Raw genomic sequence first — 26,490 nt, forward strand, 5'->3', positions numbered from 1 at the left:
ACCCCTTGGCACCACGGCCGGCCTCAGAGACGCGAGAGGCTACCGTGGCGTGATCTCAGATGATGGCGCAGAAATATTGCAGTCAGGTTAAGCACCAGGATCACCAGTACCAGCAGCAGCGCCGTGGCATAGACCAGCGGCATTGCCGCCTGGACATCGTTGCTGTGGAAGGCGGTATCGAAGATGTGATAGCCCAGATGCATGAACTTCCTTTCAAGGTGAAGGAAGGGGAAGTCGCCGTCCAGCGGCACCTGGGGCGCGAGCTTGGCCACGCCGACCAGCATCAAGGGGGCCACCTCGCCGGCCGCCCGGGCCACCGCCAGGATCATCCCGGTGAGCATCGCCGGGGTGGCCATCGGCAGCACCACCCGGCTGAGCATCTCCAGGCGGGTGGCGCCCAGCGCCAGGGCGCCTTCGCGCTGGCGGTCGGGGATCCGCGCCAGCCCCTCCTCGGTGGCCACGATCACCACCGGCAGGGTCAGCAGCGCCAGGGTCAGCGAGGCCCACAGCAGGCCCCCGGTACCGAAGGTCGGCGATGGCAGCGATTCCTCGAAGAACCATTGATCGAGGCGGCCCCCGAGGCCGTAGACGAACACCCCGAGGCCGAACACGCCGTAGACGATGGAGGGGACGCCGGCCAGGTTGCGCACGCCGATGCGCACCAGCCGGGTCAGGCGCCCCTGGTGGGCCACCTCGTTGAGATAGACCGCCGCCAGCACACCGAAAGGCGTGACCAGCAGCGACATCAGCATCACCATCAGGATGGTGCCGAAGATCGCCGGCCAGACCCCGCCCTCGACGTTGCCCGCCCGCGGTCCCTCGGAGAGGAAGCGCCACAGGCCCTTGCCCCAGTCGGCGAACTTGGCCACGGGGCTCATGGCGTTGGGCCATCGAGCACGCAGGATCTCCTCGACGGGCAGGCGAATGCGACGACCGTCGGCGCTCTCCATCACCACCAGATCGCCCACCATGCGATCGCGCAGGACACGGATCCGTGCCTCGACGTCGCCCAGCACGCGGTTTGTCTCCGGCGTCTCGTCCCACTCGGCCCGGGCCGCCAGCGGCAGCAGGGCCCGGTCGCGCAGCCGGGCGATCTCCTCACGCCATCGCACCTGCTCCGCCAGCCGAGCGCGCAATGCCTCCCACGCCGCCTCGCCCTGCAGGCGCTCGCCCTCGTCGGGCATCCAGGCCACCAGGCGACCGATGAAATCCCCCCAACGACGGCGTTCCAGCACCATCAGCTCGCGGGGATAGGTCTCGGTCTCGATATCGGCCACCGGGACCCAGGTCCAGATATCGCCGTTCAGGTCGCGGTTGCCGGTGCGGTAGAGGCGCTCCTCGCCCTCGGCGTCGGGCAGCGGCGTCTGCCTCACCTCACGGCCGGCCAGGACCCGGCCGTCGGCCAGGGTCAGCTGGGCCACGTCGCTGGGCCAGAAATGCCCCAGCCCCCGCGAGGCCAGCAGCACCAGCAGCAGGGCCAGGAGCAGCAGCGACAGCGAGATGCTGCCGGCGGCCAGCCAGGCCCAGGGACCTTCGCCCCGGGGCAGGCGGGCTCGTCCCGGGCGTCGCCAGGCACGGATCATGGCGTGCCCCCCAGCCGGCGGTAGCGACGACGCAGGCGGGTGCGAACCACCTCGGCCAGGGTATTGACCAGGAAGGTGAAGACGAACAGCAGCAGCGCGGCCAGCAGCAGCAGGCGATAGTGGGTTCCGCCAGGCGCCGCCTCGGGCAGTTCGGTGGCGATGCTGGCAGCCATGGAGCGCAGGCCGTCCAGCGGGCTGGCGGTCATCAGCGGCGTGTTGCCGCTGGCGATCAGCACGATCATGGTCTCGCCCACGGCACGCCCGGCGCCGATCATCACCGCCGAGAACACGCCCGGCCCGGCCGCCGGCAGCACCACGCGCCACAGGGTCTGCCAGCGCGTCGCGCCCAGCGCCTGGGCGCCCTCGGCCAGGCTCTTCGGCACCCCGGAGAGGGCATCCTCGGCCAGGGCGTAGACGGTCGGCATCACCGCGAAGCCCATGGCCATGCCGACGATGATGGCGTTGCGGCTGGCGTAGTCGAGCCCCAGGTGGGCGGCGAGCCAGGTGCGCAGGTCGCCGCCGAACCACCAGCCCTCCAGCCAGGGCGCCAGCCCGTTCGCCAGGCCCCACAGCAGCAGCAGCCAGGGCAGCAGCCACAGCGCCGACCAGCCCAGCGGCAGGCGCTGGCGTACCCGGCCGGGCAGCCGGCTCCACAGGGCACCGCCCAGCACCAGGCCCGGCGGCAGCAGCAACAGCAGGGTCAGTCCCAGCCCCAGGTGGCGTTCCAGCCAGGGGGCCAGCACCAGGCCGGCGAGGAAGCCGATCACCACGCCGGGCAGGGCCTCGAGCAGCTCCAGGGTGGGCTTGATATGAGCGCGCAGCCGCCGCGACATGAACAGCGCCGAGTGCGCGGCCGCGCCCAGCGCCAGCGGTACGGCGATCACCAGCGACCAGGCCGCGGCCTCCAGGGTGCCCCAGGCCAGCGGCGCCAGGCTGAAGCGCGGCCCCGGCTCTCCCTCAGGCAGCGCCGGCTGCCAGCGATAGACGGGCTCGTCCAGGCCGGGATAGGGCTGGGGCAGCCACAGCGACGCGAGGCTCACCTCGGGCTCGCCCGGCGACGACGACCAGAACAGCGGCAGGACCTCGACCGCCAGGAACACGCCGATGGCCATCACGGCGGCGATCACGCCGATGCCGCCGGCGGTGATCAAGGCCGTGGCCAGGCGGTCGCGGCCCTGGCGCAGGCGGCGTCGCAGCAGCGGTGAAGAGGAAGAGTCGTGCATGAAGGCCGGCGAGTCGGTGGGTTAGCGCAAGGTTACGACATTGTCATGACAGTCGGGTGACACTGTCACGTCTCGTCGCGCGTAGGCTGCAGGATGCGTCGCTGGCGGGCCAGGCTCGCGGCCGGCAGCGACACGAAGCCCATCTCCTCGACGATAGCCTGGCCCTCGACCGAGAGCACCAGTTCGAGGAAGGTCCGCTCGGCGACGGGCAGCACCTCGCCCGGCGGCTGATTGACGTAGATCCTCAGGTCCCGGGCCAGCGGATAGTCGTCGCGACGCACCGCCAGAGGTGTGGGCTCGTGCAGGCGCCCCTCGGGGTCCCGTAGGGCCAGCGCGCGCACGCCGGGCGTGAGGTGATTGAGGCCGGCGTAGCCGATGGCCAGGGGGTCGTCGGCCACCGCCTCGACCACCGCGGCCGACCCTGGATGTTCGTTGACCTCGGGGCGGAAGCTGCCGTCGCACAGGCCCTCGCGGCGGAACAGTCCGTGGGTGCCGGATACCGCATTGCGACCGTGCAGCACGATGGGCCCCGCCGGGAAATCGAGCCCCAGCGCCTGCCACTGGTGGATGCCTCGCTCGGCCCCACAGTAGTGAGTCTCGGAGAAGATGGCGTCGAACTCGCGGCGCGCCAGGCTCGACAGCGGGTTATGGCGATTCACCACGACCACCAGCGCATCCCGCGCCACCACGATCTCCCGCGGTGGATAGCCATGACGATCGACGAAGGCCTGGCGCTCTTCCTCGCTCATCGGCCGCGACATGGGCCCCAGCAGGGTGGTACCGGCGGTCAGCGCCGGCGGGGCGCTGGCCGAGCCGGCCACCTGGAGCTGAACGCGCAGCCCCGGGTAGTGCTCGCTGAGCAGTTCGCCCCAGCGCAGGATCAGCCCCGCCATGGTGTCGGAGCCGACGGTATCGAGGGTGCCGACATGGTGTTCGGCCGAGGCCGGCGCGCTCCAGAGCCCGACGAGGACCAGCAGCCAGGCCGGCAGGCAGCGACGAAGGACCGCTATCATGAAGTTTCTCCCGCTCATACGGATCGGGCGCGACCCTCGTCCCCACAGGGTAGAGTGGCCACGCCCTCGACGTTTATCATGTTTCGCTGATCCCTAGCCGGTGACGATCGCTCCGTCGATCCCCCACCATGACGCCCACACAACAACAAGCCAGGCGAACCGATGCCATGAGCGAACTCGACGACATTCCGGCCCCCCGCGGCCATCTGACTCTCAAGCTGGTCGCCCGCCGCCAGGACACCAACTTCCATGGCGACATCGCCGCCGGCTGGCTGGTCGGCCATATGGAGCAGGCCGCCGAAATCGCCGCCGGCCGCGAAGCCGGAGGGCGCACCGCCACCGTGGCCATCGAGGCCATGGATTTCCTGTGCCCGGTGCGAGTCGGCTCGATGGTCAACATTTTCACCGATGTGCGCGAGATCGGCCACAGCTCGATCAAGATCGATGTCGAGGTCTGGAGCCGCTCGCCCCACGAGCGCGACCCCGACGAGCTGCACAAGGTCACCGAGGCGCGCTTCGTGACCGTGGCGCTGGACGACAACGGCCGCATCCGCGCGGTGCGTCAGGGCGGCTGAGCCGCCCCGAGTCGCCTCAACCGACCAGCGCCTCCCGCGACTTCAGGTAGTCGAGCTCACCGATGCCGGTGAAGGCGCTGACCCGCTGCTGGAAGTCGCGATAGGCCTCGAAGATCCGCTTCGAGGCCTCGTCGTTCTCGACCTGCCGCTGGATGACCTGCCCGGACGACTCGTGCAGCGCCGCCATGACGTCGTCGGGGAAGCGGCGCAGCTTGACGCCGTGATCGTCGACCAGGGTCCGCAGCGCCTCGGCATTGCGGAAGGCGAACTCGCTGAGCATCGCCAGATTGGAGGCCCGGCAGGCCTCGGTGACCACCGCCTTGAGATCGTCCGGCAGGGCGTTCCAGGCCTCCAGGTTGACCGTGCCCTCGAGGATCGCGCTGGGCTCGTTCCAGGCCGAGGTATAGTAGTAGTCGGCCACCTGATGCAGGCCGAAGGCCAGGTCGTTGTAGGGGCCGACCCAGTCCGCGGCGTCGAGCACCCCGGTCTCCATGGAGGTGAAGATCTCGCTGCCCGGAATCGTCAGGGTGGTCACCCCGATGCCGTTCATGGCCTCGCCGGCAAGCCCCGGCAGGCGCAGCTTGAGCCCCTGCATGTCGTCCAGCGAGTGGATCTCCTTCTTGAACCAGCCGGCCATCTGGGTACCGGTGTTGCCCACCGCGAAGGGCTTGAGGTTGTGCTCGGCATAGAGCTCGTCCCACAGCGCCTGACCGCCGCCGTAGTAGAGCCAGGCGTTGGTCTCGGTGGCGGTCATGCCGAACGGCACGGCGGTGAAGAACTGCGCCGCGGCGGCCTTGCCGCGCCAGTAGTAGGAGGCGGAGTGGCCCATCTCGGCGGTGCCGGCCGAGACCGCGTCGAAGACCTCCAGCGCCGGGACCAGCTCACCGGCACCGTGGACCTTCACCCGCATGCGTCCACCGGACATGCGCTCGATGCGCTCGGCGAGGTCGTTGGCGCCGGTGCCCAGGGCCGGGAAGTTCTTGGGCCAGGAGGTCACCATGTTCCAGGTGATGGTCTCCTGGGCGCTGGCGGTGCTGACGAAGGGGGCGGCGACGGCACCGGCGGTGCCGGCCCCCAGGGTCTTGAGGCTGGTCTTGAGAAAGTTGCGACGCTCCATGGAGAGGGCGGCTCCTTGTCCTTGCTGTTCTTTTCGTATCGCATGCCGAAGCATGTCAGTGTCCGCCGGGCAGTATCGCGAAAGCGGCATTTATCAGCAAGCGAACGACTGCGTCAGCAGTTCGGTTGGCCTGTCGGCTCGGGATCACACGAACACGAACCAGGCGTCGTATCGGCGCTCTGCTCCCGCTGTCAGTCCTGAATGACCACGTTGGCTCGAGTGCCTATGTGCTCCATCAACGCATCACGATCGTCTTTGGCCAACAGGCCGGTATAGAGCGTAGTCCGTTTAGCCGTTCCCTCTTTATCGTGATGAACAACGATCTTGCTTTCCCCTTTCTTCTTCACGCTCTGAATCGACGAGTAAGGGATTGTCTTCTTCGGAGAAATGGGCGTTTTCCTTGACTCCAGATGTTCATCGAAGACTCTGAACGGGTGATAAAAATGGCTGAGCAGGCCGAAACCAATACCTGCCACTCCAAATACAGTAAAGAGAAAACGTATCTCGTCAGATAAACTCGACATCGCCAGTGCAAATGCGATGAGCACACAGCCTCCGAAAAGCTGTGCGTATCGCTCGACGGGCTTCGCCTTAAAAGCACATATCAGTTGCATTGCGTTGCTTTCCTTAGCCATTTTCAGCGTCAACAGTTCATGGATGACATCGACCACATCGCGTCGAAACCTTCAAGCGAAGCTAGTACCTACTTGCTGTGCCATCACAGATAGAGCGCATTGATCTTGCCCTGCTGGGCCTCGACGTAGCGGTCATAGGTGGCGTCGTCCATGTCGCGCCAGAAGCGCGGGTCGCGGACGGTGTGGTGGTCATGCTCGCGGGTGGTGGGGTCCGCCGGCCGGTCCTGTTCCAGCATGGGGAAGTCCGGCAGCGGCTGGGATACGTCCATATAGCGCTGAAGCATGTCCCAGGTGGCACGCTGCTCGAGGTGGCTCTGGGTGGCACCGAACATCCCCACCAGGCGCACCTGAATCTCGTCGAGATGGTGCACCAGACTCAGCGAGTACTGAGGCGAGCCCTGCGGGTCCGGGGTGCTCAGCAGGTGGCAATCGAACTCGTAAAAGGGCCGCACATCCGCGACCTGCCAGGCAGTGCGCTTTTTGCTGGGATCAGTGAAGACGGTCACCTCACCGGTGCGGCGATTCAGTTCCCACATGGGGCCTGGCTGCATGCCGGCGGCGAAGTTGGGGGCAAGGCGCTGAACTAGCGAAGCCCCCCCCCAAAGCACAAGGAAAACAAGTAAAAAGATGAGAATAATCAACCAGCCAGAATAATCTAATAAATTAGATATATAGCTTCCATATCTTGCATTATTAGCTGACATTACTGCCATTGCCAGCACAGTTATAACGACTATGGGAGTAATAAAAAAAAGTCCCACTACTCCACAGGCTCGAGCCATGCCAAAGATAAAGGCCCGCTTGGTATGGCTTGTAAAGCGAATGCACTCCTCGTCCCAGCGCAGCGGCTGATCGACCCGATATTCAGGATCCTTGAGTTTGGCTACGGTCGGATCGGCCTCGTATTGACGCAGCTTTTGCGGGCTATTGTGCTGCCATTCGTGCATCGGACTGATATCGATGCTGGGGTTGCGATGCGCTAGGCGCTCGCCGCCAGCAGCGAAGGCGCGAAACTTGCGCGAGTGCCGGCCTTCGCCGGCGGGGCGCCGCCGAAGCCGATCCGGGGTATAGGCGTCCTCGGCATAGGCGCTTCGCGGTACCGTCGTCGCTTCCCTCGGCCCCTCACAGGTAAAGTGCATTGATCTTGCCCTGCTGGGCCTCGACGTAACGCTCATAGGTGGCGTCGTCCATATCACGCCAGAAGCGCGGGTCGCGGCCGGTTTCCCTGTCATGCTCGCGGGTGGTGGGGTCGGCCGGCCGGTCCTGTTCCAGCATGGGGAAGTCCGGCAGCGGCTGGGACACGTCCATATAGCGCTGCAGCATGTCCCAGGTGGCGCGCTGCTCGAGATGGCTCTGGGTGGCGCCGAACATCCCCACCAGGCGCGCCTGGACCTCATCGAGGTGATGCACCAGGCTCAGCGAGTACTGGGGCGAGCCCTGCGGGTCCGGGGTGCTCAGCAGGTGGCAGTCGAACTCGTAAAAGGGCCGCACATCCGCGACCCGCCAGGCGGTGCGCTTCTTGCTGGGATCGGCGAAGACGGTCACCTGGCCGGTGCGGCGATTCAGCTCCCACATGGGCCCGGGCTGCATACCGGCGGCGAAGTTGGGAGCAAGACGCTGTATTAGTGCCGCAGGACACCAAATAAAGAACGATATTAAAAACACTACCAAAGGCATCTGCCAGTCAAAAAAATCAAAAAAATTGTCTATGAAATCGCCATAACGAGCTCCATAAGCATCCATGGCAGCCAAAACAACAGAAGTCAGGAAAAAAACTGATACAGTAATCCCCCCCCCGACCAAACCAAATACTCGTGCCATGCCAAAAATAAAGGCACGCTTCGTATGACTAGTAAAGCGAATACATTCCTCGTCCCAGCGCAATGGCTGATCGACCCGATATTCAGGATCCTTGAATTTGGCTACGGTCGGATCGGCCTCGTATTCACGCAGCTTTTGCGGGCTATTGTGATGCCACTCGTGCATCGGGCTGATATCCACGCTGGGATCGCGATGCGCCAGGCGCTCGCCGCCGGCGGCGAAGGCGCGGAACTTGCGCGAGTGCCGGCACTCGCCGGCGGAGCGCCGCCGAAGCCGATCCGGGGTATAGGCGTCTTCACCATAAAACGGGTCCGTCTCAGCCATCGTCTGTGTCGTCCTTGTCGTTCGTCTCGTCGGCCCAGTAGGGCTGGTCGTACTCGGTAAAGTCCGGCGTGCTTTGTGCCGACGCCGAAATGTCGGCGGGGTCGGTCAGCGGCGCCGGTGCGGGCAGCACCCTCGGCAGGTAGGGCACCTCACTCAGCCTCCACTGCACCCGCACCGCCCAGCCGTGGCGGATGCGCCTCTCGCTCATGCCGCGGCCGCGGAACTCATCGTCCGGAGTATGCACGTAATACTCCACGCCATGGGCGGTCTCGCGCTGGAAGAGCGGTTGGCGATCCCCGCCAACGGGCTCCATGTCATGCTCCCACCAACCATATCGAACGTCCTTGTTATAGACCCCGGTATCGACCGCCTGCTGCCGACGAAGATGCGCGTGGATCTCCCAGCCGGCCGCGAGACCCGGCAAATTGCTCTCGATGGTGATGCGAGTATTGGCCGTGGGCGATCGCGTCTCCCCGATCAGATCAAGACCGGCGGGGCCGTCACCGAGGAGGCGATCGAGGGCCGCGGCTGGCCTCTGTGCCGCTTCGGGCACCAGGCCGATGCCCGGCGGGGTCCGCTCGACCAGGGGCTCTACGGAAATGGGCGCAATGCGCTCGATGCGGATGCGGATGCCGGCGAACAGGCTGACCAGGCGGTCGTACGCCTCGGTCGGCTCCTGCAGCCAGGGGGCACGATGCCCATGGGTGCCGAAGGGCCCCATGCGCAGCCACTCCTCGATCTCGTCGTCCGAGAGCCACATGGCGACCAGCGCCCCGGCGATCGACAGCCCGAGGGCGATCCAGCCCACCGGCCCCAGGCCCAGCCACAGCGCGCTGGTGGTAAGCAGCCCGGACCCCGCCACCACAAAGGTGCCGGCGGCGGCCACGCCCAGGGCGACGCCCGCCCCCCAGTTGCCGTTGCGTATGCTGGTGACGGCATCCCAAGCGAACAGCGCGGCAGTCAATATCCCTGCCGCAGTGCCGCCGATGGTGATTAAGGTCACATAGGCCGGCAGACGTGCCGCAAGACTGGGGAATACCTTCCCGATAGTTACCCCCCAAGGAGCTTTGCGGCTGATGGCCTTGGCGCGAAGCCAGGTCAACTGCTGATGACGCTCGCCGAAAAATTCCACAGCCTTGGTAGAAGCTACAAACAAATCGAGCACAGCACTTCCGATGCCTGCCCGCTGTCTCGTAGATTTGTCGTTTCCCCTCCGTGAAACCTCCTGCCTGAGGTTTAAGAACTCGATCACGGCGATGATATAGGGCAGGCGCACCGCATCGGCGCTGCGCGACAGGCTATATTGGCGGCGGGCGCGTCGGCTGATCGCCGCGGCCCTGGAGTCCTCATCAACCACCAGCACCTCGAGGGCCTGATCGCCCGCGGCCTGTGTCAGGTTGTTGGCGACCTCTTGGGTCAGCTTCCGCCCCGTGGCATCGCGAACGGCGCTCCTCACCCGGTCCGAGGCGCGGCTCAAGTCACTCTGCAAGCGCTGGCGGTCCGCCGGCGTCAGGCCATTGACCAGGCCGTCTTGCGCGTCGGCCACGCCGAGAATGACCTTGCCGATCGCCTGGCTGGGCGGCATGCTCTGCATCCCGCTCAGCAGGTCCGGCATACCGGCCCGCGCGAGCCGTGCCACCGAAGGAAAGATCGTGGCAACGGTTATCTCCGAACCGGCGTCCTTCAGCATCAGCATGGCGTGCTCGGCCATCTTGCCAAGGACATGATCGATCGCCCCCGTCCAGCGCTTCAGCTCCGGCACCAGGGACAGCCCTCCGCCTTCGACCAGACCGGCGAGCAACGCCGTATCCAGCAGCTGAATATCCTCCTCTCCCGGCGGGTCCATCTGACTCTGGGCCGCCAGCGCACCGAGGCGAACGCGCCCATCGCCGTGATTGATCTCTTCCTCGGGCAGCACGAGCGGGCCATCCAGCGGCGAGTCCTCATGGCTCGGGAACAGCATGCGATGCAGGGCATAGCCGCTGCCGTCCTCGATCACGCTGATGAGATAGCGCTGCGTACGACTGAACTCCACAGGCGGTTCGTCATGCAGGCCATCGGCATGCGCCGACGTTTCACGCAGCCCCTGGAGCAGGTCGGCTGCCAAGGCATAGGCCCCCAGGTAGTCATGGCCCTCCAGGCTCAACAGGTCGGCCAGTACCGACTGGCCTTCCAGGCTGATCAGGTGCCCATAGAGCGCCGTCTGATAGGCGTCGAACTGCTGGCGGGCGAGCTCTCGCTGAGCATCGCGCAGGATGCGGCTGAGCTCGCCGGTATCGCTCAGATCGGCCTCGTCGGCGAAGCGACGCAGCTCGTTTTCCTTTCCCTCGGCATCGTGGCGGCGCAGGATCGTGCGATTGACCAGGGCGGCGCATTCGTAGAACTCGTCTTCCGCGGCCAGCGTGGGCAGCTGCTGCAGATAGGCCAGGCCGGCCTGGCAGCCATTCGAGGCATGACGCATGGCGAACAGCGTATCCTCGATGACCAGGCCCGGAATATGGCGCGCACAGGCATCGGCCAGGCAGCTCTCGGCCTCACCAAGGCTCTGCTGCCAGATGTTGTCGGCCGACTCCTCCTCATCTTCCTCACTTTCTTCGGACGATGTCATCCGCTCCGACAGCACCTGAAGACGGGCGACGGCCTGGAGATAGGTCGGCGAGCGCGACTCTCCCGCATCCCTGCCACTGCGCTGCCCCGCCTCGGCGGCTTCGCGCGCCTTGATCCCTCCGGCATCGAAGGCTTCCAGCTCCTTGACGAGGGTTGCATGAAGCTCGCCCAGCGCGCTGCCGGACAGGTCCTGAGTCACCCGCTGCGGTTCGGCAAGCTGGAGTTCGATCAGGGGATCGCGCAGGCGCTGAGGCGAGTCTTCATCGAGGTAGTAAACGTATCCCTGAGTCGCATTCGTACCGCGACCGTTGAGGTTGATCGTGTTACCTCGACGCCCTTGCTCCAAAGGATTGGCTTCAAGGAAACCGAGCCGCGCGGCCGACCACTGCACCTCGGAGTAGGCGATCTTCAGCTCGCTATCGACATAGCGATCATCTTGTTTCCAAGGCAGCCAGATTTCCTCGAGCATGACACCGGCCGCGGGGCGACGGTCATCGCGATAACTCCCTTGTTCATCGCGATGGGCGGCGAGATCGACGTCACGGAATTCCAGGCGCCCCGACGCCTGATTGGCCGTCACCTCGATCTCGCGCCAGAGGGAGTCCCGGTAAAAGAGATACAGGTAGCCGGCACGCAGCGGCAGCGCTGTTCGCTCGCGTGAATCGAGCGACTCCCACAGCGCCATCGGCAGAACGGGCTGGATGACGTTGTGCTGGAGACGCCTCTGCCGCGTCGTCTTGTACAGCCACTCGAAGAGTGGCAGGCGAATCGGCTCACCGTTTTCGCTGGCTATCTGCAGCTGAGCATCGACACGCGCATGTCCCTGCCAGTCCCACTGGTGCAGGACGCTGACAGGCTCCTGAAGCGGTTCTGTGTCGGCGCTGCCGAAGGCTTCGAGAGGCTCGCCATCGAACTGATCCACGATCACGATCTCGTGACCATCCGGGTGTTCCTTCCCCATCACCTGAATGAACAGCTTTTCTACCTCGCAGGCAGTATTGCCAAGCGTGCCATTGCTCATGCCCACACCTTCCCTGTGTTCGTTTCATGCGCTGCGTGATCGATGTGGTGGCGAAGCGCCTCGAGCCGCTCTTCCGCCGGGAGAGTCTCCATGTTCTCGGGCAAGCCTTCGCGATGGTGAACGAAGCGCAGCGCCAGATAACTCCGCCACTCTGTCAGGGGAATCGATAGCCGACCGGCTTCCTCGAGCACTGAGATGAAACACGCGGCGTGTTGCGCCGACCCGGGATCGAGTCCTGCCTTGGCCTCCAGCTCCGCCCACATCGGGTAATCGGCCACGAACTCCTCCAGGGCGGACTCTTCCTCACGCGTCAGCGTGATCATCTCCTGGGCGATAGAATCCACAGCATCACTCTCTTCGGCTGCTTGCTTGACGGCATGCCAGGCGGCACCCGACTCGGCTCGCTGCGCGAAGGTACCGCCGTACCAGTAGACCCCAGCCAGGGGCCCAAGCCAGCGCGCCGAAGGAGAATCGGCGCTCATCAGAACGGCCATGATCCAGGGGTCATAGAATCTCAGGAGCGCTCGCCTTCCTCCGTAGAACATCACTTCCAACAGTTTCTGCAGATGCGCCATGACGGCTTGTTTCGGCGCACTGCTGACCGCCATCACCCCTCGCAGTGGCGGCTCGCCCTGACCATCGACGAAGGCCTGCCAGAGTGGACTCGACGGCGAGACGCGAACCGCCAGCGGACTCTTCTCGGACCACTCGGCATAGCGGGTGCCGTGAAAGAGGTAGTCCAGATCGGGAGAGGCCTCGAGTTCATAGATCCGCCGCAGGGTTCGCGCTTCTTGCTCGATCACTATCCAGGTATCCCGCTCCTTATCTTCAAGCAGCAGGCTCTCAAGGCTATCGGCACGATCTCGCTGACTCATCCGGCCCGCCCTCGCGCCTCGCAGGGGCACGCATCACCCAATGGGCAAGGACCACCGCTGTCCGGCTTCTGGCAAGGCTCCACCAGCGGTGTGTGAGCTACCATGGCCTGGTCAAGCCGATGGCCAAAGATCGGGCCCAGCGTCACGTCCTGGCTCACCTCCGGCTCAGCATGTCCGGGCCGTAACGGCGCCTGGGCGCCCTGCCCGGTGCCGCTGCCGGGACTGCCGCCGGCGTTCACCTTGATGCTGGGGCCGACGATGGTGATGCCGCCGCCGTCGATCTTGAGGAAGCTGCCGCCGGCGGCCAGGGTCAGCTCGCTGCCGGCTTCCAGCACCGCCTTCTGGCCGGCCTTGATGTGCAGCTCGCGGCCGCTCTCGGTGAGCCAGGCCTGGCCGGCGCTCAGGTGCAGGCTGCCGTCGACGGTCAGGTGCTGGGCGCCGTCGCTCTTCTCGCGCCGCTCGCCGTGCACTGTGTGGTGATCGTCGCGGTCGATCTCGCCGATGCGGTCGCGTTTGATCCCGAGATCGCTGTCGCGACGGATCTCCTCGGTGCGGTCATTCTCGGTCAGCAGCTCCAGATCCTTCTGGGCGTGCCACCAGATCTGTTCCTGGTCGTGCTGGTCCTCGAAGCGCAGCTCGTTGAAGCCCTCGCCCTGGTGGGTCTGGGTTCGCAGCACGGTGCGCGTCTTGTGTTCCGGCAGCGAATACGGCGGCGTGTTGACCGCGTGGTAGGTGCGCCCGGTGACCAGCGGCTGGTCCGGGTCGCCCTCGAGGAAGGAGACGATCACCTCGTGGCCGATGCGCGGGATCGCCATCATGCCGTAGCCGCCGCCGGCCCAGCCCTGGCTAACGCGCAGCCAGGCGCTGGCGGTTTCATTGGGCTCGGCGTAGCGGTCCCAGGGGAACTGGCAACGCACCCGGCCATGTTCGTCGCAGTGGATCTCCTCGCCCTCCGGGCCGACCACGAAGGCCACCTGGGGGCCATCGACCCGCGGCTTGGGCCGGGGTTCGGGGCGCCAGGCGGCATCGTCCGGGGTCAGGCTCAGGGTGTTGTAGTAGCGGGTCATGGCTTCCGAGCCTGTCTTCCCACCTTGGCCCCGCAGGCCTTGCGCCTGAGCGGCATCTTCCTCTAATGCCTGGGGCTGATCGCCCTGGTGCACCACCTTGATGACCTGCCAGCCGCGGTTGAACTCGCCGACGTCGTGGTCGGCCAGGGTGAAGCGCGCGCCCGGGGTGAGCTCCGGCAGATCGCTCTCGCCGTCGAGGGTCAGGGCATCGTGGCGCAGGTGCTCGAGCCGGTGGCGGGTGAAGGCCCGGCCCGAGGCATCGGCCTTGTAGCGGCCCGGGTAGTCGTAGTGCTCGTAGTCCTCCCGCTGGCTGTGCTGTTCCAGCCGCTGGCCCTGTTGGTCGTGCAGCTGCGCATAGGCCGGCTGCTTGAACGAGTAGTCCTTGAGCTGGGCCCGGGCCGGGCGCACCCGGGCGGTCTGGGTCAGCCGCCGCAGATGGCGCTGGGGCGGCGTGCCGCCGGCGCGATGGTGATAGCTGCGCTCGCCGAGGCCGGTGAGCACCTGCGGATCGTCGGCGAACACCAGTCGGTGGGCGCCGAGGTCGGCATCCTCAAATTCATGGAAATAGAACAGCCCTTCCTCGGCGGCCAGGCGCTCGAGGAATTCGAGGTCGGTCTCGCGGTACTGCACGCAGTACTCGCGCTTGGCCGGCTCGCGGGTCACCGCGAAGGCCACGTCGGTCAGGCCGCGCTCCTCGCACAGGGTATTGAGGATGGTCAGAGGCGAGACGCGCTGGAAGATGCGCGAGTTCTGGCGCAGCGAGAGCCGCCACAGCGAGGGGCGGATCACCACCTCGTAGAAGCTGCGGCGATGGCCGCGGTCGCCGCGGCCGAATTCGGCCACGATGCCGTGGACCCGGCGCTGGGCCACGCCGTCCTGCCATACGGTCAGGCTCGCCGGGCGGTCGAGCAGCGCCTCCGGCGAGAGGTCGGCGGCCCGGCTGGCGACGCGCACCCGCAGGTAGAAGGGCGCCGAGAGCGCCTCTTCATGGGTGAAGTCGACGACGGCCAGGTCGGCGTCCTCGGCCCCCGTGAGGCTGAGGGTGAACTGCAGTCCATTGGCCTGGGTCATGGCATCCCTCCTGGAGGCCGTGTCCGTTCCTTGGGTCACCGGCCGCGAAGGGCCGGCGAAAGGGGTAGATTACGCGAGTGCGACGCCGACACAAGTCGGCGGCGGCATGCCTCAGGGCTCGCCTGACGGACGAGAACGACCAGCGCTGAGACATGCCGCCGCCAGGGCCGAGGCCCTGGCGACGAAGACGGTGCCCGCCGGCGCGAGCATGGGCGGGGCACCGCAGGGCGCGAGGCGATCAGGCCTCGATCGGGGCGCGCCAGTCGTCGGAACCGGAGGTGCCGGCGACGGTGTGTTCCCAGTCGATCTTGCGGTAGGCCAGGGACACGTCCATCAGCTGGGTGAACTCGGCGCTGTTGGAATCCTGGGCGTGGGGCATGCGCAGGTTGATGTCGACGATGGTGGCGTCGGTCAGCGAGGTGGTGAAGAAGTGCTCCTGCTTGCCCTCGACGGAGGTGCGGTACCACTTCAGCTCGACGTTCGGCAGCATCTCGCCGGAGGCCAGGGCGTTGTACATCAGCGGCACGGCCTTGTTCAGGGCCACGGTGAAGATGAACGGCTTGTGGGCACGCTGGCCGGCGGGCTGGCCGGACTGCGGGTCGGTCGGCACGGTGACGATGTGCTTGAATTCCTGCACCAGCATCTGGTCCTCGTGGCCTTCGACATAGATGTTGCCGACGGACTCGGGGGTGAAGGCACCGGCGGTGATGTTGCCCTGGGTCTGGCCTTCGATGCTGATATAACACGGGGTAGGCATGTGTCTGCTCCTTGACGATGAATGACGGTGTCCGATGGACGTCTTAAAGGAGCACTTCCTGGGCCAGGATGGCCATATCTCTTGCAAATCAGCGTGTTATAAAAATCACGCCGCGCCAGGCTAAATACGTTTAGGCAAGATCTTGCCCAGATCGAGCAAGAAGTTGCCCAGCGGGCAAGATCTTGCCCGCCGCCGCGATGACGAACCGGCCGCTACAGGGGCGTCAGCTTGGCGAACCCCAGCACCAGCCATTTGTCGCCCTCGCCCTCGAAGCTGACCTGCACCCGGGCGCGCTCGCCCTCGCCCTCGGCGTTGAGGATCACGCCCTCGCCGAAGATCGGGTGGCTGACCCGCTGGCCCAGCGCCAGCGAGGGCAGGTCGGCGCCGCCGTCGACGCTCTCCTGGCGCGGGCCGGGGCGCGAGGCGGTGACCGGCCGCGAGACCTGGCCGCGCAGGCGCACCTCCTCGAGGCAGTCCTCGGGCAGCTCGCGCAGGAAGCGCGACGGCCGCTGGAAGGTCTCCTTGCCGTGCAGCCGGCGCAGCTCGGCGTGGGTCAGGTAGAGCTTCTGCATCGCCCGGGTCAGGCCCACGTAGCACAGCCGGCGCTCCTCCTCGAGGCGGCCGGGCTCCTCCATCGACATCTTGTGCGGGAACAGCCCCTCCTCGACGCCGGCCACGAACACCACCGGGAACTCCAGGCCCTTGGCCGAGTGCAGAGTCATCAGCTGCACGCAGTCCTCGAACTCGTCGGCCTCGTGCTCGCCGGCGTTGAGCGCGGCCTCGGCGAGGAACGCCTCCAGCGCGGCCATGCCCTCGCCGGCCTCCACGGTGTCCAGGGTCTCGCCCTGGCTGAAGGCCTTGGCGGCGGTGACCAGCTCCTCGAGGTTCTCGACCCGGGCCTGGCCCTTCTCGCCCTTCTCGTTGCGGTGGTGCTCGACCAGCCCGGTGCGCTCGTTGACGTGATCGATGATCTCGTGGAGCGCCATGCCGGAGGTCTCGTCGTCGAGCCGCTCGATCAGGTCGGCGAAGGCCTTCACCGAGGACACCGCGCGGCCCTTGAGCGAGCCGTCGAGCTGGGCGTCGTGCAGCGCCTGCCACAGCGAGATGCCGGTATGGCGGGCGCGTTCGCGCAGGATCTCGACGGTGCGGGTGCCGATACCGCGCGCCGGCACGTTGATCACCCGCTCCAGCGAGGCGTCGTCGTCGCGGTTGAGCAGCAGCCGCAGGTAGGCCAGGGCGTTCTTGATCTCCAGGCGCTCGTAGAAGCGCTGGCCGCCGTAGATGCGGTAGGGCACGCCCTGGCGGATCAGCGTCTCCTCGATCACCCGCGACTGGGCGTTGGAGCGATAGAGGATGGCGATCTCGCGGCGCGTCATGCCCTCCTCGACCTTCTCGCGGATGGTGTCGACGATGAAGCGCGCCTCGTCCAGGTCGTTGAAGCCGCCGTACAGCGAGATCGGCTCGCCGCGGTCGCCGGCGGTCCACAGCTCCTTGCCCATGCGCTCGGCGTTGTGGCGAATCAGGGCGTTGGCGGCGTCGAGGATGGCGCTGGTCGAGCGGTAGTTCTGCTCCAGGCGCACCGTCTTGGTGGCGGGGAACTCGTCCTCGAAGCGGCGGATGTTCTCGATCCGCGCGCCGCGCCAGCCGTAGATCGACTGGTCGTCGTCGCCGACCACGGTCATCGGCGTGGTCATGCCGGTGAGCAGCTTCAGCCAGGCGTACTGCAGGGTGTTGGTGTCCTGGAACTCGTCGACCAGCACGTGGGCGAAGCGCTCCTGATAGTGGGCCAGCAGGGCGGGATTGTCGCGCAACAGCTCGAGGCTTCGCAGCAGCAGCTCGCCGAAGTCGACCAGGCCACCGCGCTCGCAGGTCAGCTGGTAGCGCTCGTAGAGCTCGACCATCTGGGTCATGTAGGCGTCGCCGTGGGCGTCCACCTGATGAGGGCGCAGCCCCTCCTCCTTGCAGCCGGAGATGAACGACTGCACCTGGCGCGGCGGGAAGCGCTCGTCGTCGACGTTATGGTCCTTGAGCAGCCGCTTGATCAGGCGCAGCTGGTCGTCGCCGTCGATGATCTGGAAGTGCTGGGGCAGCCGCGCGTCCTGCCAATGGGTGCGCAGCAGGCGATGGGCGATGGAGTGGAAGGTGCCGACCCAGACGTGGCGCAGCGAGATGCCCAGCAGCGCCTCCAGGCGGGTACGCATCTCGCGGGCCGCCTTGTTGGTGAAGGTCACCGCCAGCACGGCGTAGGGCGAGAGCCCCTCGGCCTGCATCAGCCAGGCGATGCGATGTACCAGCACCCGTGTCTTGCCGGAGCCGGCGCCGGCCAATACCAGCATGTTGCCCTGGGGCGCGCTGACGGCCTCACGCTGGGCCGGGTTCATGTGGTCGAGAATCGCCGTGACGTCGTCCATAGCGGGAAGGCATCGCTGCTCGGAAAATGGCCCGACAGCTTACCATATCGCGCCGGTCACGGCCGGTTCAGGACTCGTCGGGCTCCGGATAGCGCAGCGAGTTGAGGCTCTTCTTCACCGACTTGAGCTGCTCGGCGAGCCTGGGGCCGCGGGACTTGGCCACGCCGACCGCCAGCACGTCGATCATCACCAGGTGGGCGATCCGCGAGCTCATCGGGGTATAGATCTCGGTGTCCTCGTGAACGTCGATGTACAGCGGCAGGGTCACCTCCTCCGCCAGCGGCGAGCCGCTGGGGCACAGTCCGATCACCGTGGCGCCGGCCTCGCGGGCCAGGCGCACGCTGGCCACCAGGGCCCGGGTGCGCCCGGTCTGGGAGATCGCCACCACCACGTCGCCCTCCTTGAGCGTCACCGCCGACATGTTCTGCATGTGCGGGTCGGTGTAGGCGGCGGTGGATATCTGCAGGCGGAAGAACTTGTGCTGGGCGTCGAAGGCCACCGCGCCGGAGGCGCCGAAGCCGTAGAACTCGACCCGGTTGGCCATGCCCAGGGCATTGATCGCCTGGCTCAGCGAATCGTTGTCCAGGCGGTCGCGCACCGAGAGCAGGGTGCCCACCGTGGAGTCGAAGATGCTCTGGGAGAATTCCGCCACCGAGTCGCTGTCGTTCATCGAGAACTGGGCGAACTGGCTGCCGGTGGCCAGCATCTGGGCCAGCTTGAGCTTGAAGTCCTGGAAGCCGTTGCAGCCCAGGGCGCGACAGAAGCGCACCACCGTCGGCTCGCTGACCTTGGCCTCGGTGGCCAGGTCGACGATGCGCATATGGATCACTTCATCGGGATTGCGCAGCACGAACCTCGCCACCTTCTGCTCGGAGCGGCGGAAGTGCGTCATGCGGCGTCTCATTTCATCGAACAGGCCAAGGCTCACGCGGCACTCCTGGATCGGCGGATTCGAGGGGGAATGCCCACAGTATGCCCCAACCGACGCCCCCATGGGCAGCAAGGCGCCGAAAGGATCGTTGACACTCCTATCTTCATCATTCTGTCAAGAGGCGTATAGTAAGAATTGCAGTGTCGCGCAGCGTCCCTGATTCGATGCCGGCACCCTCACTGCAGACAGGAGAGTCGATCATGCGTAATGTCGAACGGTTATCCTCCGTCAAGAGCGAACTCCTCGACATCTTCATGAGCATGGAAGTCGTCGAGCACGAAGAACGCTCCCGTACCGCCGCCCAGCGCAACCTGCGCGCCCGCCGCGGCATCGAGCTCCACGAGGAGTTCAAGCGTCTCAGCCAGGACATCGCCGACCTGCCCGAGGACGACGCCGACGAGATGCACTGATCCCGACTCCCGCGACCGCAGGCATCCAACGCAAAGAGCCCCGCACGGGGCGGGGCTCTCGGGCGCAGGAGACATCTCCCGACATCGCCGTGCCATCAGAGGCTGGTGAAGAACACCACGGCCACGCCGATCGGCGCGATGAAACGGGTGATCAGGCTCCACAGGCTGAAGTCGTAGACGTCCATGCCCAGCTCGCGGCGCACGCTTTCCTTGTCGAGGCACCAGGCGGTGAAGACGATGGCGCCCAGGCCGGTGAGCGGCAGCATGAACTTGCTGGTCACCTTGTCCAGCAGGTCGAAGACGTTCAGGCCGAACAGCACCGGGTCGCTCCACAGGTTGAACGACAGCAGCGCGGCGATGCCCAGCGCCCAGGCCGCCACGCCGGCCACCAGGGCGGAGCCCACGCGCGGCAGCGGGGTGCGCTCCTCGACGAACTCCACCACCGGCTCGAGCAGCGAGATGGCCGAGGTCAGGGCGGCAAAGGTCAGCAGCAGGAAGAACAGCAGGCCGACCACGATGCCACCGCCCATCTGGCCGAACGCCAGCGGCAGGGTGACGAAGATCAGCCCCGGGCCGGAAGCCACATCGAGGTCGTTGGCGAACACCAGCGGGAAGATCGCCAGGCCGGCGCCCAGCGCGATCACGGTATCCATGATCACCACGGTACGCGCGGTCTTGAGCAGGTTGACCTCTTCTCCCAGGTAGGAGCCGTAGGCCATCATGATGCCCATGCCCAGCGAAAGGGTGAAGAAGGCATGGCCCAGGGCCGCCAGCACGGTCTCGCCGGACAACTTGCTCCAGTCCGGGTTGAACAGGTAGGCGAGCGCCTCGCCGAAGTGGCCGGTGGTCATGCCGTAGCCGACCAGTACCACCATCAGCACGCCCAGCGCCGGCATCAGGATGCGCGCGGCGCTCTCGATGCCCTGGGTGACGCCGCGGGCCACGATGCCGATGACCAGCAGCATGAATACCGAATGGCCGGCCAGCAGCAGCCCCGGGCTGCCCAGCATGTCATTGAACAGTTCGCCGATGCCGTCGGCGCCCTGACCGCTGAAGGCACCGGTGACGGAGTTCAGGGTGTAGTACAGCGACCAGCCGCCGATCACGCTGTAGAAGGACAGGATCAGGAAGGCACCGAGGATGCCGCTGATACCGACCACCATCCAGGCCCGTGTGCGGCCGGAGGCCTTGGCCAGGTCGGCCATGGCATTGGCGGGGTTGTTCTGACCGCGGCGGCCGATCATCCACTCGGTGACCAGGATCGGCAGGCCGATCAGCGCGATGCACAGCAGGTAGACCAGCACGAAGGCCGCGCCCCCGCTCTCGCCCACCATGTAGGGGAACTTCCAGATATTGCCCAGACCGACCGCCGAGCCGGTGGCGGCGAGGATGAAGCCCAGCCGGGACGACCAGTGCGCGTGTTGCTGTTGCTTGAGGGACATAATTCACCTTGAAGGGTCGTGTCGCCATCGATCGATCGGATGCGATGACGTTCTGATTGTTGTCGCCACGTCCACGCCGTGCCGGATCTCGGTTCGGCGCATTCAAGAGCATAACGCATGCCAAGCAGGATCACTACCAGGGCTGCGTTTCCACCGGGGATGGAAGGTGGAAACCGCAAGGAAACACCGCGACACCCCACAGGGGTTAGGCGTGAGGGTCGGCGATATTCGATGGCAAGTGACGAGCGAGTCGTAACATATCCGATCGTCTGCCCGGAGGCCACCCATGGCGGCAAAACCACGCAGCGCGCGGCCTCCCGTTCAGAACGTGGCGCTGGTGGCTCAGAACAGCGTGGCCTGACGCTCGCCGGGGAAGTCGCCCAGCGGCGGCAGTTCGGCCCGCGCCGCCACCGAGGCATAGAGCCGGCGCGCCAGCTGAGGCGCGCGGCGATTGTCGGCGGTATGCACAAACAGGAAAGGGGTTTTCCCCTGTTTTATCCACAACGAAAGACGTTCGATCCAGGGCGCGAAATAGTCGATATTGATCGCTTCGTCAACATGGCCAATGAAGCGCACCACGGGCGCCTCCCCTGTGGAAATCACATGTAGCGGGCGCTTCGGCTTCTCGTGCTGGGCCTGCTGCATGCCCGGGTGATGACCGGCGGCGGTGGAGAACAGCGGCCGCACGTCGAGCATCACGCGGTTGGCGCCGTGACTTATCAACAACCTGTTGAGCGCCGCCTCGGCCGTCCCCTTGTGGAAAAACTCACGGTGGCGCACCTCGACCGCACAGGGCAGCCCGCTCGGCCAGCGTTCCAGCAGCGCCTCGAGACGCGGCAGCTCCTCGGCGCCGAAGTCTCGCGGCAGCTGAACCATCATCGGCCCCAGGCGATCGTGCAGCGGTGCGAGGGCCGCGAGGAAGTCGTCGAAGCCCGCCTCGACGTCGACCAGACGCCGCTCGTGGGTCAGCGACTGCGGGAGCTTGAAGCAGAAGCGGAAGCCGGGCGGCGCCTGGCGCGCCCAGGACGCCACCGTCTCGCCGCGGGGCGCGCCGCTGTAGAAGGTGGTGTTGCCCTCCACCGCCGAGAACACCCGGGCATAGTCGGCCAGCAGGTCGTCATTCCCGCCGTGGGGCGGGTAGAGGCCGCCACGCCAGTCCGGGTTGGCCCACATCGGCAGGCCGAGATGCAGACGCGGCGGCTCACCGGCGGCCGGAGAGGCAGCCCCGTTCCTCATTCCACGGTGACGGACTTGGCCAGGTTGCGCGGCTGATCGACGTCGGTGCCCTTGAGCACGGCGACGTGATAGGAAAGCAGCTGCAGCGGCACGGTGTAGAGGATCGGCGCCAGGGCTTCCTCCACATGGGGCAGGCGCAGCACCCGAATGCCTTCGCCGTCCTCCAGCGCCACGCCCTCGTCGGCGAACACGAACAGCTCGCCGCCCCGAGCCCGCACCTCCTGGAGGTTGGACTTGAGCTTGTCGAGCAGGGCGTCGTTGGGCGCCACCGCGATCACCGGCATCTCGGCGTCGACCAGCGCCAGCGGCCCGTGCTTGAGCTCGCCGGCGGGATAGGCCTCGGCGTGGATGTAGGAGATCTCCTTGAGCTTCAGCGCGCCCTCCAGCGCCACCGGGAACTCGGGTCCACGGCCCAGGAACAGGGCATGATGCTTCTCGGCGAAGGCCGCGGACAGCGCCTCGACCGCCGGATCCAGCGCCAGCACTTCACCGACCTGGGCCGGTAGATGGCGCAACGCCTCGACCAGTGACGCCTGCTCGTCGGCGTCCTGGCCGCGGACGCGGCCCAGCGCCAGGGTCAGCAGCATCAGCGCGGTGAGCTGGGTGGTGAAGGCCTTGGTCGAGGCCACGCCGATCTCGGGGCCGGCCTGGGTCATCAGCGTCAGGTCCGACTCGCGCACCAGCGAGCTGCCCGGCACGTTGCAGATCGCCAGGCTACCCAGGTAGCCGAGCTGCTTGGCGAAGCGCAGCGCGGCCAGGGTATCGGCGGTCTCGCCGGACTGGGACAGCGTCACGAACAGCGTGCCCTCGGGCACCACCACCCGGCGATAGCGGAACTCCGAGGCCACCTCGACCTGCACCGGTACGCCGGCATAGCGCTCCAGCCAGTAGCGCGCCACCATGCCGGCGTGATAGCTGGTGCCGCAGGCCACCAGGTGAATCTGGCGCACCCGACCGAACAGCGCCTCGGCCTCGGGGCCGAAGCTCTCCACCAGCACGCTGCGATCGCCGAGCCGGCCCTCCAGGGCCGCGGCGATCACTGCCGGCTGCTCGTGGATCTCCTTGAGCATGAAGTGGCGATAGCCGCCCTTGCTGGCCGCGCCGTCGCCGTGCTCGAAGGTCTGCACCGGACGCTCCACCGCGGCGCCGCCGGCGTCGAAGACCTCGATCCTGCCGCCGTCGGAGAGGCGCACCACGTCGCCCTCCTCCAGGTAGATGAAGCGGTCGGTGACCTGCAGCAGCGCCAGCGGGTCGGAGGCCAGGAAGGCCTCCTCGATGCCGACGCCGACCACCAGCGGGCTGCCCTGGCGGGCACCGATCACCACGCCGGGTTCGTCGGCGTGCACCACGCCCAGCGCATAGGCGCCGTCGAGCCGGGCCAGCACGCGCTGCACGGCGCCGAGCAGGTCACCCTGCTCGGCCTCGCGGGCGATCAGGTGGGCCATGGCCTCGGTATCGGTCTCGGAGGAAAAGGCATAGCCCTCGCCCTCGAGCTCGGCCTTCAGCGCCTCGTGGTTCTCGATGATGCCGTTATGCACCAGCGCCACGCGCTCGCCCGACTGATGGGGGTGGGCGTTCGCCTCGCTGGGCTTGCCGTGGGTAGCCCAGCGGGTGTGCGCGATGCCGCTGTGGCCGGCCAGGGGCGCGGCGGCGAGCGTCTCCTCCAGAGCCGCCACCTTGCCCAGGGCGCGGCGACGATCGAGCCGGCCATCCCCGGCCTGCACGGCCATGCCCGCGGAATCGTAGCCGCGATACTCGAGTCGCTTGAGCCCTTCCAGCAGGATGCCCTGCACGTTGCGCTGGGCGACGGCGCCGACGATGCCACACATGGTTCGCTCCTTAGAGGTCGTCTTTCTTGACCGGCCGCTGCCAGTCTTCCTTGCTGATCAGGCGTCCGCGGCTCACCGCCAGGCTGTCGTCCGCCACGTCGCGGCTCAGGGTCGAGCCGGCGCCCACGGTGGCGCCACGGCCGACGCGCATCGGCGCCACCAGGGCGGTGTTGGAGCCGATGAAGGCCCCGTCGTCGATCTCGGTACGGTGCTTGTTGGCGCCGTCGTAGTTGCAGGTGATGGTGCCCGCGCCGACGTTGACGTCGCGCCCCAGCCGGGCGTCGCCCACATAGCTCAGGTGATTGATCTTGCTGCCTTCGCCCACCTCGGCGTTCTTGGTCTCGACGAAGTTGCCGACCTTGGCGCCCACCGCCAGGCGCGAGCCGGGACGCAGCCGGGCGAAGGGCCCGATGCGGTTGTGACCGGCCACCACGGCGCCCTCGAGCACGCTGTGGGCTTCGATTACCGTTTCGGCCCCCACGTGGCTGTCGCGGATCACGCAGTAGGGGCCGATGCGCACGCCCTCGCCCAGCTCGACGTCGCCCTCGAACACGCAGCCCACGTCGATCTCGACATCGTGACCGCAGGTCAGGGTGCCGCGCACGTCGAGGCGCGCGGGATCGGCCAGGGCCACGCCGGCAGTCATCAGCGACTCGGCAATATCGCGCTGGTGGGCGCGCTCGAGCTGAGCCATCTGCAGACGGTTGTTGACGCCCTCGACCTCCAGCGCCCGGGCCGGCTGGGCGGTGGCGATCTTCACGCCCTCGGCGGCGGCCATGGCGATGACGTCGGTCAGATAGTATTCGCTCTGGGCGTTGTCGGCGGACAGCTGCGGCAGCCAGCGGCGCAGCTGGGCGGCGGTCATGGCCATGATACCGGTGTTGCACTCGCGCACCGTGCGCTCGGCCTCAGAGGCATCCTTGTGCTCGACGATGGCCACCGCCTCGCCGGCCTCGTCGCGCAGGATGCGACCGTAGCCGGTGGGATCGTCGAGGGTCACGGTGAGCAGGCCCATGTGCTGCTCGTCGACCCGCGCCAGCAGGTCGCGCAGGGTCTCGCGGCGAGTCAGCGGCACGTCGCCATAGAGCACCAGCACCTTGCCGTCACCGAGGTGATCGAGCGTTTGGGCCACGGCGTGGCCGGTGCCCTTCTGCTCGGTCTGACGGGCAAAGCGCACCGGGCAGTCGGACAGCGCCTCGCGTACGCGGTCGGCGCCATGGCCCACCACCACGTGGGTGCGATCGGCCTCGAGGCCGGCGGCGGTGTCGATCACATGACGCACCAGGGGGCGGCCGGCCAGGCGATGCAGCACCTTGGGCAGGGTCGAACGCATCCGGGTACCCTGCCCGGCCGCCAGTATCACCACGTCGAGGCTCATCGGGACTCCTTGTCGATCAATCGTTGAATCGGGCCATTCTAGTGCCTAGGGGGCCTCGCCTGCCATGCCGGCGGTGGTCTCGCCGACCACCCTGACGCCCATCTCCGCGAGCCTGTCGCGACCGAAGCGCTCGGCGAAGGCCGGGCTCGCCACGCTCAGCCAGTCGTCATCGGCGGCGTTGCGCACCAGCATCAGCACCGCCAGGTCATGGTCGACGGCCACCGCCATGCCTTCCTGCTCGCCGAGCACCGACATGGCGGTGGCCCAGGCGTCGGCGCGGGCATTCGAGTCATCCACCACGGTCACCGAGGCCATGCGATGGCGGATCGGCCGACCGGTACGCGGGTCGATGGTGTGCGAATAGCGCCGGCCGTCTTCCTCGAAGTAGTTGCGATAGTCGCCGGAGGTGGCCACCGAGGTATCCTCCAGCGGCAGTACATACTTGGCCTGGGGCCGGCCGTCGCGGGGCAGCTCCACGCCGATGCGCCAGGGCTCGGCCTCGGCGTCGCGATGGCCGGCCACCTCGAGTTCGCCACCGATGTTGACCAGGTAGTTGTCGAGGCCCTGGTCGGCCAGGTAGGCCGCCACCCGATCCGTGGCATAGCCCTTGGCCACGCCGGAAAGGTCGACGAACACGTCCTTCAGGCGCCGCGCACGGCGCTGCTCCGCATCGATCTCCAGGGTCTCCATGCCGATCTCAGCGAGGCGCTGCTCGATCAGGGCATCGTCCGGCACCTCGCGCGGCCGCGCCTCGGGGCCGAAGCTCCACAGGTTGACCAGGCCGCCCACGGTGACGTCGAAGGCGCCGTTGCTGGCCTCCCCCACCCGATGGGCGATCGACAGCACCTCGATCAGCGGCGCGGAGAGCGTCTGCCATTCGCCCAGCGGCGCGTGGTCGAAGGCCACCAGTTCGGCGTCGTCACGGTAGGTGGACATCGAGGCATCGACGGCCTCGAGCTCGTCGAGGATGCCTGACTCCAGCGCATCGCGGCGTTCGGCGGTGATCGGATCCGCCAGCGTCACCTGATAGAAGGTGCCGAATATATCGCCCTCGAGCGTGACCGGCGTCTCGAGCGTGCGCTCGGAACAGCCGGCCAGCAGGGCGGCCAGCACAAGCGTCAGGAAGGCGAAGAGAAAACGTGGGAGTGGCATGAGTCCTCCAAC

Annotated in this window: 20 protein-coding genes; 2 read left to right on the top strand and 18 right to left on the bottom strand. The window is 66.8% G+C overall.

Features of this window, described 5'->3' with window-relative positions:
• Nucleotides 1-23: 23 nt before the first annotated feature.
• The 3 genes from pstA to QWG60_RS16500 all read right to left on the bottom strand — a co-directional run bounded on the left by pstA (nucleotide 24) and on the right by QWG60_RS16500 (nucleotide 3,819).
• Nucleotides 24-1,583: a phosphate ABC transporter permease PstA gene (gene pstA, locus QWG60_RS16490; protein WP_146909522.1), complete on the bottom strand. Its 1,560-nt coding sequence runs from the start codon at nucleotides 1,581-1,583 to the stop codon at nucleotides 24-26.
• Nucleotides 1,580-2,806 carry an ABC transporter permease subunit gene (locus QWG60_RS16495; protein ID WP_046078857.1) on the bottom strand — a complete coding sequence of 409 codons (1,227 nt, stop codon included), beginning with the start codon at nucleotides 2,804-2,806 and terminating at the stop codon, nucleotides 1,580-1,582. The genes pstA and QWG60_RS16495 overlap by 4 nt, the downstream gene beginning before the upstream one ends.
• A gap of 65 nt (nucleotides 2,807-2,871) precedes the next feature.
• A complete protein-coding gene (locus QWG60_RS16500; protein ID WP_046078858.1) occupies nucleotides 2,872-3,819 on the bottom strand; it encodes a PstS family phosphate ABC transporter substrate-binding protein in 948 nt (315 codons plus the stop codon).
• Nucleotides 3,820-3,986: 167 nt separating this feature from the next.
• On the opposite strand from QWG60_RS16500, the gene QWG60_RS16505 reads away from it, so the two are divergent.
• On the top strand, nucleotides 3,987-4,394 hold the full coding sequence (locus QWG60_RS16505; protein WP_035594462.1) for an acyl-CoA thioesterase: 408 nt from the start codon (nucleotides 3,987-3,989) through the stop codon (nucleotides 4,392-4,394).
• Between the two features lie 16 nt (nucleotides 4,395-4,410).
• Here the strand turns inward: QWG60_RS16505 and QWG60_RS16510 are convergent, their stop codons facing one another.
• The 10 genes from QWG60_RS16510 to hexR all read right to left on the bottom strand — a co-directional run bounded on the left by QWG60_RS16510 (nucleotide 4,411) and on the right by hexR (nucleotide 19,028).
• Nucleotides 4,411-5,511 carry a TRAP transporter substrate-binding protein gene (locus QWG60_RS16510; protein ID WP_146909520.1) on the bottom strand — a complete coding sequence of 367 codons (1,101 nt, stop codon included), beginning with the start codon at nucleotides 5,509-5,511 and terminating at the stop codon, nucleotides 4,411-4,413.
• A 191-nt stretch (nucleotides 5,512-5,702) separates the two neighbouring features.
• Nucleotides 5,703-6,182 carry a hypothetical protein gene (locus QWG60_RS16515; protein WP_146909519.1) on the bottom strand — a complete coding sequence of 160 codons (480 nt, stop codon included), beginning with the start codon at nucleotides 6,180-6,182 and terminating at the stop codon, nucleotides 5,703-5,705.
• Between the two features lie 47 nt (nucleotides 6,183-6,229).
• Nucleotides 6,230-6,682, bottom strand: a complete 453-nt coding sequence (locus QWG60_RS16520) for a hypothetical protein (RefSeq protein WP_290130908.1) — start codon at nucleotides 6,680-6,682, stop codon at nucleotides 6,230-6,232.
• 586 nt (nucleotides 6,683-7,268) lie between these two features.
• Entirely contained in the window at nucleotides 7,269-8,291 is a 1,023-nt protein-coding gene (locus tag QWG60_RS16525; RefSeq protein WP_146909514.1) for a hypothetical protein, read from the bottom strand.
• Nucleotides 8,284-11,919, bottom strand: coding sequence for a toxin VasX (locus QWG60_RS16530; protein WP_146909512.1), 3,636 nt, complete (start codon nucleotides 11,917-11,919; stop codon nucleotides 8,284-8,286). Before QWG60_RS16530 ends, QWG60_RS16525 begins: the two co-directional genes overlap by 8 nt.
• Nucleotides 11,916-12,794 (bottom strand): DUF4123 domain-containing protein, encoded by an 879-nt coding sequence (locus tag QWG60_RS16535; protein ID WP_146909509.1) that lies wholly within the window; start codon nucleotides 12,792-12,794, stop codon nucleotides 11,916-11,918. The genes QWG60_RS16530 and QWG60_RS16535 overlap by 4 nt, the downstream gene beginning before the upstream one ends.
• Nucleotides 12,791-14,932: a type VI secretion system Vgr family protein gene (locus QWG60_RS16540; protein ID WP_290130909.1), complete on the bottom strand. Its 2,142-nt coding sequence runs from the start codon at nucleotides 14,930-14,932 to the stop codon at nucleotides 12,791-12,793. The genes QWG60_RS16535 and QWG60_RS16540 overlap by 4 nt, the downstream gene beginning before the upstream one ends.
• Before the next feature lie 238 nt (nucleotides 14,933-15,170).
• Nucleotides 15,171-15,689 carry an Hcp family type VI secretion system effector gene (locus QWG60_RS16545; protein ID WP_046079176.1) on the bottom strand — a complete coding sequence of 173 codons (519 nt, stop codon included), beginning with the start codon at nucleotides 15,687-15,689 and terminating at the stop codon, nucleotides 15,171-15,173.
• 212 nt (nucleotides 15,690-15,901) lie between these two features.
• Complete coding sequence (gene uvrD / locus QWG60_RS16550) at nucleotides 15,902-18,100, bottom strand: DNA helicase II (RefSeq protein ID WP_035594466.1); 2,199 nt, start codon at nucleotides 18,098-18,100, stop codon at nucleotides 15,902-15,904.
• Between the two features lie 67 nt (nucleotides 18,101-18,167).
• Nucleotides 18,168-19,028 (bottom strand): transcriptional regulator HexR, encoded by an 861-nt coding sequence (gene hexR / locus QWG60_RS16555; protein WP_035594469.1) that lies wholly within the window; start codon nucleotides 19,026-19,028, stop codon nucleotides 18,168-18,170.
• Between the two features lie 203 nt (nucleotides 19,029-19,231).
• Here hexR and QWG60_RS16560 point away from each other — a divergent pair, with 203 nt between their 5' ends.
• Nucleotides 19,232-19,441, top strand: a complete 210-nt coding sequence (locus QWG60_RS16560) for a PA3496 family putative envelope integrity protein (RefSeq protein ID WP_016854228.1) — start codon at nucleotides 19,232-19,234, stop codon at nucleotides 19,439-19,441.
• A gap of 95 nt (nucleotides 19,442-19,536) precedes the next feature.
• Here the strand turns inward: QWG60_RS16560 and QWG60_RS16565 are convergent, their stop codons facing one another.
• From QWG60_RS16565 to QWG60_RS16585, 5 genes are all read right to left on the bottom strand, one after another.
• Nucleotides 19,537-20,883, bottom strand: a complete 1,347-nt coding sequence (locus QWG60_RS16565; RefSeq protein ID WP_035594471.1) for a sodium-dependent transporter — start codon at nucleotides 20,881-20,883, stop codon at nucleotides 19,537-19,539.
• Nucleotides 20,884-21,225: 342 nt separating this feature from the next.
• Entirely contained in the window at nucleotides 21,226-22,119 is an 894-nt protein-coding gene (locus QWG60_RS16570; protein WP_107181744.1) for a DUF72 domain-containing protein, read from the bottom strand.
• The gene (glmS, locus tag QWG60_RS16575; protein WP_046078862.1) at nucleotides 22,116-23,948 is read right to left on the bottom strand and encodes a glutamine--fructose-6-phosphate transaminase (isomerizing); all 1,833 of its coding nucleotides are present in this window, start codon (nucleotides 23,946-23,948) and stop codon (nucleotides 22,116-22,118) included. The genes QWG60_RS16570 and glmS overlap by 4 nt, the downstream gene beginning before the upstream one ends.
• 10 nt (nucleotides 23,949-23,958) lie before the next feature.
• Nucleotides 23,959-25,326: a bifunctional UDP-N-acetylglucosamine diphosphorylase/glucosamine-1-phosphate N-acetyltransferase GlmU gene (gene glmU, locus QWG60_RS16580; protein ID WP_146909128.1), complete on the bottom strand. Its 1,368-nt coding sequence runs from the start codon at nucleotides 25,324-25,326 to the stop codon at nucleotides 23,959-23,961.
• A 45-nt stretch (nucleotides 25,327-25,371) separates the two neighbouring features.
• Nucleotides 25,372-26,478, bottom strand: coding sequence for an FAD:protein FMN transferase (locus QWG60_RS16585; RefSeq protein WP_107181743.1), 1,107 nt, complete (start codon nucleotides 26,476-26,478; stop codon nucleotides 25,372-25,374).
• Nucleotides 26,479-26,490 lie beyond the last annotated feature (12 nt).

The organism is Halomonas halophila (assembly GCF_030406665.1).
Taxonomy (GTDB): Bacteria; Pseudomonadota; Gammaproteobacteria; order Pseudomonadales; family Halomonadaceae; genus Halomonas; species Halomonas halophila.

Coding starts and splice junctions, on each gene's coding strand:
- glmS (WP_046078862.1), bottom strand. CDS start 23,948: ATGTGTGGCATCGTCGGCGCCGTCGCCCAGCGCAACGTGCAGGGCATC.
- QWG60_RS16570 (WP_107181744.1), bottom strand. CDS start 22,119: ATGAGGAACGGGGCTGCCTCTCCGGCCGCCGGTGAGCCGCCGCGTCTG.
- QWG60_RS16585 (WP_107181743.1), bottom strand. CDS start 26,478: ATGCCACTCCCACGTTTTCTCTTCGCCTTCCTGACGCTTGTGCTGGCC.
- QWG60_RS16495 (WP_046078857.1), bottom strand. CDS start 2,806: ATGCACGACTCTTCCTCTTCACCGCTGCTGCGACGCCGCCTGCGCCAG.
- QWG60_RS16560 (WP_016854228.1), top strand. CDS start 19,232: ATGCGTAATGTCGAACGGTTATCCTCCGTCAAGAGCGAACTCCTCGAC.
- QWG60_RS16565 (WP_035594471.1), bottom strand. CDS start 20,883: ATGTCCCTCAAGCAACAGCAACACGCGCACTGGTCGTCCCGGCTGGGC.
- QWG60_RS16540 (WP_290130909.1), bottom strand. CDS start 14,932: ATGACCCAGGCCAATGGACTGCAGTTCACCCTCAGCCTCACGGGGGCC.
- pstA (WP_146909522.1), bottom strand. CDS start 1,583: ATGATCCGTGCCTGGCGACGCCCGGGACGAGCCCGCCTGCCCCGGGGC.
- QWG60_RS16545 (WP_046079176.1), bottom strand. CDS start 15,689: ATGCCTACCCCGTGTTATATCAGCATCGAAGGCCAGACCCAGGGCAAC.
- QWG60_RS16520 (WP_290130908.1), bottom strand. CDS start 6,682: ATGTGGGAACTGAATCGCCGCACCGGTGAGGTGACCGTCTTCACTGAT.
- QWG60_RS16500 (WP_046078858.1), bottom strand. CDS start 3,819: ATGATAGCGGTCCTTCGTCGCTGCCTGCCGGCCTGGCTGCTGGTCCTC.
- QWG60_RS16530 (WP_146909512.1), bottom strand. CDS start 11,919: ATGAGCAATGGCACGCTTGGCAATACTGCCTGCGAGGTAGAAAAGCTG.
- QWG60_RS16505 (WP_035594462.1), top strand. CDS start 3,987: ATGAGCGAACTCGACGACATTCCGGCCCCCCGCGGCCATCTGACTCTC.
- QWG60_RS16525 (WP_146909514.1), bottom strand. CDS start 8,291: ATGGCTGAGACGGACCCGTTTTATGGTGAAGACGCCTATACCCCGGAT.
- glmU (WP_146909128.1), bottom strand. CDS start 25,326: ATGAGCCTCGACGTGGTGATACTGGCGGCCGGGCAGGGTACCCGGATG.
- uvrD (WP_035594466.1), bottom strand. CDS start 18,100: ATGGACGACGTCACGGCGATTCTCGACCACATGAACCCGGCCCAGCGT.
- QWG60_RS16535 (WP_146909509.1), bottom strand. CDS start 12,794: ATGAGTCAGCGAGATCGTGCCGATAGCCTTGAGAGCCTGCTGCTTGAA.
- QWG60_RS16510 (WP_146909520.1), bottom strand. CDS start 5,511: ATGGAGCGTCGCAACTTTCTCAAGACCAGCCTCAAGACCCTGGGGGCC.